General features: G+C 59.0%; 11 protein-coding genes, 1 pseudogene and 1 riboswitch. All 12 genes and pseudogenes read left to right on the forward strand.

Annotated features, from left to right (window positions below; genetic code table 11):
• Window positions 1–174 precede the first annotated feature (174 nt).
• Complete coding sequence (locus tag MMB48_RS00750) at window positions 175–1,185, forward strand: DnaJ C-terminal domain-containing protein (RefSeq protein ID WP_032684209.1); 1,011 nt, start codon at window positions 175–177, stop codon at window positions 1,183–1,185.
• Window positions 1,186–1,199: 14 nt separating this feature from the next.
• Entirely contained in the window at window positions 1,200–1,787 is a 588-nt protein-coding gene (locus MMB48_RS00755) for a heat shock protein transcriptional repressor HspR (RefSeq protein ID WP_012576594.1), read from the forward strand.
• A gap of 130 nt (window positions 1,788–1,917) precedes the next feature.
• Window positions 1,918–2,014: riboswitch (TPP riboswitch) on the forward strand.
• Window positions 2,015–2,061: 47 nt separating this feature from the next.
• Window positions 2,062–3,414: a solute carrier family 23 protein gene (locus MMB48_RS00760; RefSeq protein ID WP_032745008.1), complete on the forward strand. Its 1,353-nt coding sequence runs from the start codon at window positions 2,062–2,064 to the stop codon at window positions 3,412–3,414.
• 36 nt (window positions 3,415–3,450) lie between these two features.
• Window positions 3,451–4,572, forward strand: a complete 1,122-nt coding sequence (locus MMB48_RS00765; RefSeq protein WP_032745007.1) for a coenzyme F390 synthetase — start codon at window positions 3,451–3,453, stop codon at window positions 4,570–4,572.
• Complete coding sequence (locus MMB48_RS00770; RefSeq protein ID WP_032745005.1) at window positions 4,559–6,058, forward strand: acyl-CoA reductase; 1,500 nt, start codon at window positions 4,559–4,561, stop codon at window positions 6,056–6,058. The genes MMB48_RS00765 and MMB48_RS00770 overlap by 14 nt, the downstream gene beginning before the upstream one ends.
• An 86-nt stretch (window positions 6,059–6,144) precedes the next feature.
• Window positions 6,145–6,914: pseudogene (locus MMB48_RS00775) on the forward strand (SDR family oxidoreductase).
• Between the two features lie 112 nt (window positions 6,915–7,026).
• On the forward strand, window positions 7,027–7,698 hold the full coding sequence (locus MMB48_RS00780) for an HAD family hydrolase (protein WP_032745004.1): 672 nt from the start codon (window positions 7,027–7,029) through the stop codon (window positions 7,696–7,698).
• A gap of 234 nt (window positions 7,699–7,932) precedes the next feature.
• On the forward strand, window positions 7,933–8,658 hold the full coding sequence (locus MMB48_RS00785) for a DedA family protein (protein ID WP_012576600.1): 726 nt from the start codon (window positions 7,933–7,935) through the stop codon (window positions 8,656–8,658).
• A gap of 353 nt (window positions 8,659–9,011) precedes the next feature.
• Complete coding sequence (locus MMB48_RS00790) at window positions 9,012–9,830, forward strand: P-loop NTPase (RefSeq protein WP_257798113.1); 819 nt, start codon at window positions 9,012–9,014, stop codon at window positions 9,828–9,830.
• A 4-nt stretch (window positions 9,831–9,834) separates the two neighbouring features.
• Window positions 9,835–10,902, forward strand: coding sequence for a CpaF family protein (locus MMB48_RS00795; protein ID WP_050496307.1), 1,068 nt, complete (start codon window positions 9,835–9,837; stop codon window positions 10,900–10,902).
• The gene (gene tadB, locus MMB48_RS00800) at window positions 10,902–11,558 is read left to right on the forward strand and encodes a Flp pilus assembly protein TadB (RefSeq protein ID WP_032745001.1); all 657 of its coding nucleotides are present in this window, start codon (window positions 10,902–10,904) and stop codon (window positions 11,556–11,558) included. The genes MMB48_RS00795 and tadB overlap by 1 nt, the downstream gene beginning before the upstream one ends.
• Window positions 11,555–12,157, forward strand: coding sequence for a Flp pilus assembly protein TadC (gene tadC / locus MMB48_RS00805; RefSeq protein WP_032745000.1), 603 nt, complete (start codon window positions 11,555–11,557; stop codon window positions 12,155–12,157). The genes tadB and tadC overlap by 4 nt, the downstream gene beginning before the upstream one ends.
• The last annotated feature ends 208 nt before the right edge of the window (window positions 12,158–12,365 follow it).

Below are 12,365 nucleotides of genomic sequence, written 5' to 3' on the forward strand. Positions count from 1 at the left end.
CCCTCTGATGAGGGAGCTGATATTTACCTCGGCTCCCCTCTCTGAGGGGAGCTGTCAGCGAAGCTGACTGAGGGGAGCTTAACGGATGCCGTAACTCCCCTCAGTCGCCTATGACGACAGCTCCCCTCAAGGAGGGGAGCCAATCATAAAGACTTTTCTAGAAAGGAGACATGAATGGCTGAAAACGAATGGCTCAGCAAAGACTTCTACAAAGTCCTTGGTGTCTCCAAGGACGCTTCGGACGACGACATCAAGAAGGCGTACCGCAAGCTCGCCCGCAAATACCATCCTGACGTCAACAAGACCAAGGAAGCCGAGGAGAAGTTCAAGGACATCTCCGAAGCCTATGACGTGCTGAGCAAGAAGGAAGATCGCCAGAAGTACGACGCGATTCGTCAGTTCGGCATGGGCGGCGCCCGCTTCGCCGGCGGTTCCGGCGCCGGCGGCTTCGATGCTTCCGGTTTCTCCGACATCTTTGGTTCCATGTTCGGCCAGGGTGCCGGCGGCAATGGCTCGCGCATCCGCTTCTCCACTTCGGGCGGCGGCCCCAACAACATCAACGACATCTTCTCGATGTTCGGCGGTGCTGCAGGCCAAGGCGGCTACAGCCAGCAGGCGTACGGCAATGCCGGCGGCTATGGCTATGAGGAGGCCCCGCGCCCCGAAAACGGCGAGGACCGCAACTCCAAGATCAGCCTGACCCTGCGTCAGGCGGTCAAGGGCGCTACCGTGTCCCTGTCCGTGGACGGCAAGAAGTTCAAGGCCCACGTGCCTGCGGGCGTCAAGGACGGCCAGAAAATCAAGCTTGCCGGCAAGGGCAAGCCGGGCATCAATGGCGGCAAGGCCGGTGACCTGTACCTGCACGTCACCGTCAAGCCCGATGCCGCGTTCTCGATGCGCGGCCACGACATCGTCATGGACCTGCCCGTCACCGTGGGCCAGGCCGTGGCCGGTGGCAAGGTCGAGGCCAAGGACATCGACGGCAATCCCGTCACCTTCAAGGTGCCGGCCGGTTCCAGCTCCGGCGCGGAGGTCAAGCTCGCGGGACTCGGTGTCCAGCGCGGCAACCAGCCGGGCGACCTGATCGGCCGCGTGCAGATCATGGTCCCCGCCAAGCCGGGTCTGGCGGTCAAGCACGCCGCCAAAGAATTCGACGAAAAAGCCGGCGACTATCTCAGCCTGTAATCAGGAGGTGAACAATGGCGCGGTTAGCCAACCAAATGAAGCAGTTGTACGCAATGTGCGCAACCGCGCTGGTGATGGGCAGGGCCGATCTCGACGGAGCCGATGATGTCGGCTTCGATATCGAACTGCCCATCTTCACCGTCGGCCAGGCCGCCGAACTGGCCAACATCCACCCCCAGACCCTTCGCCAGTACGACCGGCTGGGTCTGGTCCGTCCGCAGCGCACCGATGGCGGCGCACGCCGCTACTGTCTGCGCGACATTGCCCGCCTGACCCGAGCTCAGCGCCTAAGTCAGGATGAGGGCATCAATCTTTCCGGTATCGCGCGCATCCTCGAGCTCGAAGAAGAGAATCGACAGTTGCGCCGTGAAGTCAAGCGCATGCAAACCGGCGACCAGGAAAGCGTCTTCGCCGCTGGCCGAGACGGCAACATCGTGGAGGTGCAACGCTCCAACCGCGCCCGCCTCTGGCGCAACGCCATCCGCCGCGAAACCCGCGAACTGCCCGGTCGCGATACCGCCGCCGATACCGCTGCCTGCACCACCGGCGACTCCAACTTCACTCCCGCCGGCTCCAAGTCCATGGTCCTGTGGGGTTGGTGAGTCTGGCCGCATTGCTTCGATTCCTTCTCCATTCGTAAAACTGTTTGTTATCTCACATCGGGCAGCTGCCGAAAAAAGCACGATTTTTCTTGACGGAGATGTCAAGGTTTGTTACGGTGACGTGCGAAAACCGATTCGTAAGGGGTGCTTTAGGCTGAGACGGTATGTGCCGAACCCTTCGAACCTGTGAGCTAACACTCGCGTAGGGAATACGACGGTTGAACTCCTCTGTTCGGCTCGGCATCCCATATGCGCGTTGAGAGAGAGGAAGCGTATGTCAATACGCAAGGAGCTGACCGCCCAGAACGTACTGCTGGGTTTCCAGCATGTGTTCGTTTCCAATGTTTGGCTTGATCCGGTATTCGTGGCCGGAGCAATCGGCTTATCTATTGCCCTATCGTCGAACATGATTAACGCCATCTTCATCGTCTCCGGCCTGGTTACTCTGATCCAGGCCACTCGGCTGGTTCGCCTGCCGGTGGTGCAGGGGCCGTCAGCCGCGTTTGACGCGTTGATGATCGCGGCAGGTACGGCTGGCATGCTGGGGGCGGCGAGTTCGTCCATTCTCATCGCTTCGCTTGTGTTCCTGTTGCTGTGCCTGACCGGTGCGATAGAGCGGATGAGGTTCCTGTTCTCTCCGATGATCTCGGGCGTGGTCATCTTCATGGTCGGTGTCTCGCTGTCCGGATTCACGCTGAGCGAGTTTCTTGGTGGGGCTCCCGGTGACAAAACGTTTGCCGATCCGCACATCCTGACCGTGTCGATCCTGACCACGGCGATTGTGCTTGTCCTGTCGCTGCTCGGCAAGGGTCTGCTTAAGTCGTTCTCATTCCTCATCGCGCTTGTCGTCGGCACCGTGGTCGCCGCGGCGTTTGGCATGGTGGACTTCTCTCCTGTGGCTTCCAAGGGATGGTTGGGCCTGCCGACCTTCATGCCTTACGGGCCGTTTACGTTTGACTGGAAGATCTTCATTCCGTTCTTCATCGCCTATATGGTTGCCGTCATGGAGGCTCTCGGCGTCTATCAGGCGGCTTCCGAGATTCAAGGCACGACCCTCGAACGCAAGCAGGTGCGCTACGGCCTCGCCGGCGAGGCGGCAGGTTCGGCCATTTCCTCGCTGATTGGTGGATTCACCACCACCGCATACCCGCAAAATGTCGGCCTGCTCAACCTGACCGGCGAAGGCAAGCTGCGCACGCGCACGCCTGTGACAATCGCCGCCATTCTGTTGCTGATTCTGGGCTTCGTGCCAAAGGCGGGCGCGCTGCTGTCCGTCATTCCCTCGGCAGTCGTCGGAGGCATCTTCCTGCCGGCTGCGGCCAGCCTGATCGTGACCGGTCTGCGAGCCTTGCGCAAGGTCGCTGATGACGAGCGCCGTCAAACGGTCATCGGCATGTCTCTGCTGCTCGGCATCGCCCTGCCCAAGGCGCTCTCCGGCCTGACCGGCGGCGCAAGCGTGTTCTTTGGCAACAACATCATGGTCGGTGTATTCAGCGCCATCATTCTCAATGCGCTGTTCGTCGCTCTTCCGGATTTGGTGGCGAAGCATCGTGCGCCGGCGTCCGTGGATGTTCCAGCAGCCGATCCGGCGGATGGGACTGGCGCTGCGGCGCACGATGAACGATAATGCTGGTTGATATTGGATATTGACAGGAGCGATGCAATGACTGATGTGATGGATGACGCGCGTCGTATCAAGCGCGGGATTCTGGATTTTATCCATACCTATGGCTGTGAGCAGGCCCCGGAAGAGGCGTTTGGTGCGTTGGCGCGCGACGTGTTCATCTATCAGTACACGTATGATCTGCCGTACCGTCGTTACTGCGCGGCTAAACGCGTCACCCCCGCAACGCTCAAGGATTGGCGGGAGATTCCGCCGATGCCGGTGGACGGGTTCAAGCACCTTGACCTTTCGACCATACCGACCGAGCAGTGCAAAGCCGTATTCATGACGAGCGGAACCACGCATGGCGGCAAGATGCGTGGGCGCAACTTCCACCCTGATCTTGAGGTGTGGGATGAATCGATGATTGTGCCGTTCCGTCATTTCATCATGCCGGATCGTGAACGCATTCGCATTGCTGTGATCTCTCCGGCGTGGGACATGAACCAGAACTCCTCACTGTCGCGGTATCTCACCAAGGCCGTGGAACTCTGTGGCAGCGAAGGCAGCGGCGTGTTCTTCGATGAACATGGGCTCAAATTCGATGGCATCATCGATTTCCTCAATCGTGCGGTGTCCGACGGCGAACCGGTGATGCTGATGGGTGTCTCGTCATCCTACCTGTATCTGCTCGATTACCTGCATGAGCATGATCTGACGTTCGCGCTGGCCCCCGATAGCCGCTTGTTCGACACTGGCGGCTTCAAGAGCACTAAGCGCGACATCACCGAAGACCAGATGCTTGACGAACTGGAACAGACACTGGGGGTGCCGCGCCACCACTGCGTCAACATGTATGGCATGACCGAGTTGAGCTCGCAGATCTATGACCAAAATATTCTGTCGTGGTATACGGATGGCACCAGCAACTATCTCAAGGCGAACCCCGCCTGGGTGCGCACGGTCTTCCTTGATCCGGAAACGCTGGCTCCCGTCAAGGATGGTGAGACCGGTGTGATAGCCCATTACGACCTTGCCAATTGGAATTCATGCATCGGTATTCTGACCGAGGATCTTGGCTACCGGACTCCGGACGGATTCCTGCTGCAGGGCCGGGCGAAGGGAGCCGAGGCCCGTGGTTGCTCAATCGCAGTGGACGAGGTCATCAGTGCCAACCGCTGACGAATCTGTGAGTCAGGCCATTGATGTCTTCCACCTGCCTTCGGGAGCGGATGTTTCGGATTACGAAATCTATGATGTCGCCACATCGGATGGGGTGAAGCGTTTGCGCTATCCGCGACTGGATGGCCCAAAGGTGACTTCCCTTGCCAAGCAGCTTGCCGATGTTCGCAACCGCACGCTTGCCGCGATGAGTGTCAACGATATTCTCGACATCGTGGCCGACGCGGCCCAACTATGGGCCGATCCGGATTTTGAGCTGCGGCGTCAGGCTGAACTGCTGATTCCCGCAATCACCGGATATGAGCCTGACATGGTGCGGATTGAGCTCAAACGGTATATGCGCCAGTTCAGGCGTCGTGAACTGCTCCGGTTCCTGGACTCCGAAATCGGTCAGCCGTCCATGCTCGACGAATTCCGGCCGAACAAGGCGGGGGGATACTCTAAATATGTGGGCCCGGCGCTCACCTATCAGGTGTTCTCCAGCAATGTGCCGGGGATTCCCGTGTGGAGCATGGCGATGACCCTGCTGGTCAAAGGCGCGATTCTTGGCAAATCTTCATTTTCCGAACCGGTGATGCCTGCGTTCTTTGCTCGCAGCATTGCGATGGTCAATTCCGACCTCGCTGATGCCATTGCGGTGGTTCCATGGAAGGGCGGCTCGCAGCAGCTCGAGGATTCAGCCATCGATGTGGCCGATGCCGTGATTGTTTACGGTTCTTCGCAGACTACCAAATTGATTGCGGGCAAAGTCGCCGGATCAAAGCCCTGTCTAGGTTACGGAGCAAAAGTCGGGTTGGCGTTCATTGGCCGAGAGGCTTTGCGCCCTGATACCTATGCCGATACCGTGCATCGTGTGGCTGTTGACATCGCCACATATGACCAGCAAAGCTGCCTGGCTCCGCAGACCGTGTTCGTGGAGACTGATGGAGCCCTCACCGCTCGTGAAGTGGCTCAGCTGCTCGGTGGCGAGCTTGAGAATCAGCAGCGCAAATATCCGCGCTCCGTATTGAGTGACGCCGAGAACGTGGCCATTCAGCGGGCGCGCACCGACGCTGAGATGAGAGCCTTGATGGGCGGGAAGGCCGCAGTGTTCGCCAGTGGCCATAGCACGGCATGGTCGGTGCTGTATCGAGAACTTGACGGTAGCGGTGCCGACGAGGATGTTGCTTCGCTGATGTCGCCGTTGAACCGCACCGTCAACGTGGTGGCGGTGCCAGATTTGTTGGACGCTGCCAGAGGATTGACTTCCTGCCGTGGCTGGCTGCAGAGCTGCGGTGTCGCTGTGGATTCGACCAGACTGTTTGGTCTTGCAGATACATTGGCCGAGGTCGGTGTGAATCGCATCTGTCCGCTCGGTGAGATGGATCGGGCGAAATCCGGCTGGCATCATGATGGGGGCTTCAATCTCATCGATCTGTTGCGCGCGGTGGATGTCGAACGCGGCAGCGACGCGTACGGCGATTCGTTCGATATGGATATGGAATAGGCCTGTGCTGTTGCGGGCAGCAGGGGCTGGTAGCGGGGCGAAAGGCAAGGGTAATGACAGAGCAAAGCGATATGGCACGGCGTCCAATGGTGAATCTGGATGGCAGAACAGCGATCATCACCGGTTCCGGCAAGGGCATAGGAGCGGCCGTGGCGAAATGCCTGGCATCGCACGGAGCCGCTGTCGTCATCAATTACGTACATGACGCCGCCAGCGCGCAGCGCACTGTTGAAGACATCCACTCGCTGGGAGGCTTGGCTATAGCTGTACAGGCGGATGTTTGCGATGAATCGCAATCTTCCAAGCTGGTGGGTGCCGCTGTCGACTCATTCGGCGGCGTGGACATCTTAGTGAATAATGCTTTCGGACGCTTCTCCTTTGACCCGCGTCGCCGTTCCACTTTTGCTGGAGGCGATTGGAATGAGTTTAGCGCACAGATCGAGGGATGCCTGCATGGTGCATATCTGATGTGCTCACATGTGGTGCCGCTGATGCGAGCCCAGACCTCCGGGCGTATCATCAACATCTCCAGCAATCTGGTCGATTCGCCCATCGTGCCCTACCATTCGTATCTCACTGCCAAAGGCGGCTGGTCGGCATGACCCGCTCTCTGGCCCAGGAGCTGGGCGGCTTCGGCATTACCGTTAATGCCATTGCCGCAGGTTTGACGGCCGGAACCGCATCCAGCGCAGCCACCACCGAGGATGTTCGTGAACGAATCATTGCCATGACGCCTCTTGGCCGCCTTGCCCGTCCCGATGACATCGCCGGAGGGGTCGCGTTGTTGGCGTCCGACATGGCCGGCTTCATTACCGGGCAATGTCTGCACGTCGATGGTGGTTTGACCATGCGCTGAGGCGCAGGGGCGGTGTGCTGACGCGCTATGGTTGTCGCATCCGGTTGGTGCAATGGAATGCAGCAAGAGTAAAGGCGCCAATTGGCGTGCGGGCATGCGAACGGAGGTAACCATGTTGCTCAAGGCCGTGTTTTGGGATTTGGATGGAACGCTTATCGATTCGGAACCGCTTTGGCATGACGGCGAAATCGAAATCGCGCACAACAATGGCGGCGAGTGGAACGAGGACCTCGGTTGGGCGTGCTCCGGTACTCCGGTGGCTCACGTGGCAGAGGTCATGATTGCGCATGGCTGCACATTGAGCGTTCCCGAAATCGACAAGCAGCTCAAGGATTATGTGTTCAAGGCGGAGGTCGAACGTCTGCCGTGGATTCCTGGTGTGCAAGACGTGTTGCGCTCGCTCAATGAGGCCGGCATCCCATCCATGCTGGTCACTACTTCGCCGCGCCGTATGGCGGAGAACATCATGAAACAGTCCGAGGGACTGTTCGCCGGCTACGTCTGTGGCGACGATCCGTACGAACACAAGCCGAACCCCGCGCCCTACCTGGCCGCAGCCGACAAGCTTGGCATCGCCCGTGAAGACATGGCCAAGTGCGTGGTGCTCGAGGATTCTTCGGTTGGACTTCAGGCCGGTGCGGCATCGGGCGCGACTCTGATTGCGCAGACCGGCTGGATTCGCACGGATACTTCCGGCCTGGGCCAGTTCGCGTCCATAGAATCGTATGACGGTATCGATGCGGCCGCGCTGGACGGTTTCGTGCACCAGCGTCTTGGTGAGTAATTGATTACATCACCGCGCATGCAGTTCTCCTCATGAGCGGTGGAATGTGTTGACGATATACCAGCGAAGCACGCCATATTTGTAAGGAAGATGGCAGTAATGGCTGCTATGAGGTTCCGGTGGCCCCCTCTTGTATCGGGGCGACTGGTAGAGTGGTTGACGGTTTTCAGACGAATGTCTGGTTATTGGACAGATTGTTCACACATATAGACGTATAGGACTCATAGGAATCACATGGGCTTCGTTAATTTCATCCTCGAACTGCTGAAGGATCCGCGTGCCGCGATTGCCGGTTGGATTGCCATGGGCGTGGCGCCGACCCTCGGATTCATCTTCCTCATCGTATTCATCGAAACGGGCGTGGTGTTCTTCCCGTTCCTGCCCGGTGATTCGCTGTTGTTCGCGGCCGGCGTGTTCGCAGCCCCGGATGCTGCGACCGGCAAGGCCGCGCTGCCGCTGTTCTGGTTGCTGCCGGTGGTTTGGTGCGCGCCGATTATCGGCGACCAGTGCAACTACTTCATCGGTCATTTCTTTGGCCGCCGTATCATCCAGTCCGGCAAGGTGAAGGCCTTGACCCCGGAGCGTTTGGCCAAAACCGAGCACATGATTGAGAAGTGGGGCCCGCTGGCTGTGTTCCTAGGCCGCTTCTTCCCGTTCATTCGTACGTTCATGCCGTTCATTTCCGGTATTTCCGGTATGCGTTGGAGTCGTTTCACGCCGTTCTCAGTGCTCGGCGGCCTGTGCTGGTCCACGCTGTTCACGTTGCTGGGCTACTTCTTCGGCAACATTCCGGCCGTGCAGGATCACTTCGAGCTGGTGATCGTGCTGATTCTGCTGGTCTCGCTCGCCCCGACCATCATCGGTCTGTTCAAGGCCAAGTTCGGCAAGAAGAAGCCTGCCAAGGTGACCGATGCTCAGCTGGACGTCATGGAAGACGGCATCAAGAACCTCGATAAGTGATCAAGAAATGTAGATTACCGCATAAGGAATCGTCGTGAAAAATGAAGGCCCTGACCGTGCATATGAGGTCAGGGCCTTTTGCATGAGATGGGCGTGAAACAGCACCGTGGTTATCCACATTTGTCGTGGACGACATGCCGGGGTGTGGATAACTCGGCAAGCTAGAACCACAATGGTCGATTCGTGTTGAGCATTGAACTCGGACACGTTTCAATCGGCTTATGAATAGCAATACCTCACCCCGCGTGGCGCGTAGGATCACTTCGCCAGCGGTAGCACCTCCGGGCATTCCGCTGCCCACGGACGATGCGCCGATTCCAGCGCATCGCTACTACACTCCGCCGCCCAGGCCGTTGGCCTCATGCGAACGGCAGAGATCGGGCGAGGCTCCGGCACTCGCCCTAACTACAGACACCAGCTTTCATAACATTGTGACGATGACGTCAGGCCATGGAGGCGTGGGGTTGAGTGTCATGGCTTCCATGCTTGCATGGACATTGGCGAGACGTGAACACAGCTGCGTTCTCATAGACGCTGATTTCGTGGCCGGATGCCTTGATCTGCTACTTGGCGTAGAACGAGAGCCGGGCTTACGGTTCAGCCAAGTCGACGCGCCCCTCGGCCGTATCGAGGGTGAGGCGATGAACCATGAGCTGATGACGTGGGAGGGTGTGCGAGTACTTCCCTACGATCCTTGGAGCGCGCGCCAGCCTGACTGGTGGGAAGTTCAAGCGGCCATCCGGGCTTTGGCGGAAGCGAACGACGTCGTCATCGTGGACGCCGGGCAAGGGGGACTCATTGAGACCGTGCCTGATTTACGCAGTGGCATGCAGGTGATTGCCGCGGAATTGTCGGTAATGGGATTGGCTAGGGCCAAAGCGCACCGGTCCAGACTGGATTCTTGGGGCTGTGAAGCGCCACATATCGTCGGCGTGGAACCACGTGGCGCTCCACGTGGGAGAGGGCACGTGGGTATTGGCGAGGCGCAGGATTACTTGACTGCCACGGTATTGGGTCCTGTCAAGCCAAGTGTCAATCTGTGCGGAGACGTACTGGAAGGCCTCGGCATCAGATCGGTGACCAAAGGCAGTCGCAAAGCCATGAACTTGCTTGCCGATCTCGTAGAACAGGCCATTCGCCCGGTTTCGGGAACTTCTCACAAGGACCAGTGATGCTATGGCTGCCGTAATCACTCGGGCTGACGAGCCCGGCGCAGTGCCCAGAACTGTGTTCTTCGGTCTATTGAATGATGTGGCATCCGACCCGCAGGTTACCGATTTGGCGGTGACCTGTGATGGCCGCGTTTGGGCGGACCGCGGCAATGGCATGCGCGAAACAGTATTGCATGTGCCGTTCCGCTCGCCGCAAGTAGTTCGAGAATACGCCGTCCAACTGTGCGCGCAGCTTGGGCGCAGACTGGATGATGCCTGCCCGATAGCGGACGCCGCCAGTCCAGATGGCATCCGCGTGCATGCGGTGATTGCCCCATTGGTGCCACAAGGTGCCGCGATTTCCATACGATTCCCTGACCGAACCATGGCATCGCTACAGCACCTGAGCAAATTAGGCGTATTCCCGGCTGCTTGGCTGCCGACGTTCGTGGGATTGGTGCGCAAACATGCCACAGTGCTAATTACCGGCGGAACAGGCGTGGGCAAGACCACCTTGCTCAAGGCGCTGCTGGCGCAATGCGACGTGAACGAGCGCATCGTCACCGTAGAGGAAGTTCGTGAACTGGGGGAACTGGGACGCGGCGATCATGTCTCGTTGGTAACACGCGAGGCGAATGTGGAGGGCGTCGGAGCCATAAGCCTGGCGGACTTGGTCAAAGCGACATTGCGAATGCGCCCCGACCGCGTGGTGCTGGGCGAATGCCGTGGTGCGGAAATCGTTGACCTACTGCGCGCGTTCAATTCCGGTCACCACGGCGGCATGACCACCGTGCATGCGGACGGCGTGGACCGAGTGCCGTCCAGGTTGATTTCGCTTGGATTGCTTGCCGGAGTCAGTCCACAGGCGTTGGCCATGCTGGCGGCAGGTGCTTTCGACGCGGTGGTGCATTTGGAGCGAGTGAACGGACAGCGGCGTATCACGCAGATCGGCGAACTGCGCGTAGCACATGGTGAACTGGCAGGAACACCGCTGGCGGTATGGAATGGCCGCCATCCTCCTCGGTATGCCGCCGAATGGGGGCACTTCATTGAACGATGGGGCATCGTTCCCGGGCCGAATGGTGGTGGGTGATGATGTGGTGTGCTGTTCTGGCGGCGCTCGCGGTGCTGATATGGCCGGGGAAGAAGTCCGGAAGATTGCGCCAGCTGGCTGGTAAAGAGCGCACGGTCGATTCCGCAGCCATAAACGAACCTCGATATGCCGACTCACCTCGCGTGGGCGTTGCACAGGTGATTACGTCCGCCATCGCGCGATTGCGAGGTGGTGGCACATTGGTTGAAGCATTCGAGGAACAATCCAGCAGACGCTTCGCCACTCATCGCATTACTGTGGAACGGCTCATAGCGATGTTCGAACAGCGGCGTCTGCCCGACGAATCACCAGCGCAGGTACTTGAAGCTGCACGCGGGGTCACCGCCGCAGCGGTTTTGAGCGATGAGCTCGGTTGCCAAGCGGTGCCATGTCTGGAAGCGGTATTGACTGCTTACCGGCAGATGAGGCTGATGCAGAACCTGCGATCGCAAGCATGTGCCGTGCCTAAAGCCACTGTGGGGCTGCTGAGCGCGCTTCCGGCCGTCACTGTGGCATTGGGCGAGCTTCTGGGAGCTAGACCATTGGCGTTCTTGATTGGATCGCCGCGCGGTGTGGTCTGCCTGACATTGGGAGGATGTTGTTATGCTGCCGGCTTGGCATGGATGCGGGCATTGTTGAAAGGCAGCGGATTATGAGTACGGTGTGGGTACACGCCGCGGCAGGCTGTGCGGCGATTGCTAGTTGGCTGTATAAGGTTCCGGTTCGTCATGACAGCCGCTTGCCGTGTGAGGAGCCGGCTGCAGCGCATGATTGCGGGTCGTCATGGACCATACTCATATTGCGCATGTTGCAGGTGTCATTGCGGCAAGGCTCTTCGATTCCCCGGGCGCTTGACATGGTGGGCAAAGCCGTCGGCGACGACTGCGGTGTTCGCATGAGCGAGGTCGGGAGCTCCCTGACCAGAGGGGTTCCCTGGGCTGATGCGTGGCATGCCGCTATGGCTGTTCAGCATGAGGGTGCGCCAGCTGATAGTCCATCCGGGGAAGATACGAATACCACGCAACGAGATCTTGGACTGCTGCAATCGGCCTTGGAATCGTCATGGACGCATGGCGATATGCCTGGCGTGCGCCTCGAATCCGCCATTGAACAGCTGGACCGTGACGAGCGTGCTGCCATCGAACGGAATGCCGCGAAGCTGTCGGTAAAGCTACTGATGCCTACAGGGCTATGTTTTCTGCCGGCATTCGTGCTGGTAGGAGTCATTCCGGCGATTGCGTCCTTCATGATGTGAATGTAGGCGTGAACCGAGTGCGCTTGGGCTGAATTTTGTTGTATCGCTCGGTATTGCACTTGGCTGCGTTTGGTTATCCACATTTGTGGTGGACGACACGTCGGGGTGTGGATAACTCGGCAAGCTAGAACCACATCCCCCGTTTTTCCTGGTGCATGAAGCGTTGATAGTCCACAGTGGTATGCACCCCGCGTCAACCCGGCGCGGG

The sequence above is a fragment of the Bifidobacterium sp. FKU genome, assembly GCF_026016385.1.
In the GTDB taxonomy this organism is placed as follows: Bacteria; Actinomycetota; Actinomycetes; order Actinomycetales; family Bifidobacteriaceae; genus Bifidobacterium; species Bifidobacterium infantis.

What these genes read in the sequence shown, in the direction of transcription:
- MMB48_RS00785 (WP_012576600.1), top strand. Translation starts at nt 7,933, where the DNA reads ATGGGCTTCGTTAATTTCATCCTCGAACTGCTGAAGGATCCGCGTGCC.
- MMB48_RS00780 (WP_032745004.1), top strand. Translation starts at nt 7,027, where the DNA reads ATGTTGCTCAAGGCCGTGTTTTGGGATTTGGATGGAACGCTTATCGAT.
- tadC (WP_032745000.1), top strand. Translation starts at nt 11,555, where the DNA reads ATGAGTACGGTGTGGGTACACGCCGCGGCAGGCTGTGCGGCGATTGCT.
- MMB48_RS00755 (WP_012576594.1), top strand. Translation starts at nt 1,200, where the DNA reads ATGGCGCGGTTAGCCAACCAAATGAAGCAGTTGTACGCAATGTGCGCA.
- MMB48_RS00750 (WP_032684209.1), top strand. Translation starts at nt 175, where the DNA reads ATGGCTGAAAACGAATGGCTCAGCAAAGACTTCTACAAAGTCCTTGGT.
- MMB48_RS00760 (WP_032745008.1), top strand. Translation starts at nt 2,062, where the DNA reads ATGTCAATACGCAAGGAGCTGACCGCCCAGAACGTACTGCTGGGTTTC.
- MMB48_RS00765 (WP_032745007.1), top strand. Translation starts at nt 3,451, where the DNA reads ATGACTGATGTGATGGATGACGCGCGTCGTATCAAGCGCGGGATTCTG.
- MMB48_RS00795 (WP_050496307.1), top strand. Translation starts at nt 9,835, where the DNA reads ATGGCTGCCGTAATCACTCGGGCTGACGAGCCCGGCGCAGTGCCCAGA.
- tadB (WP_032745001.1), top strand. Translation starts at nt 10,902, where the DNA reads ATGATGTGGTGTGCTGTTCTGGCGGCGCTCGCGGTGCTGATATGGCCG.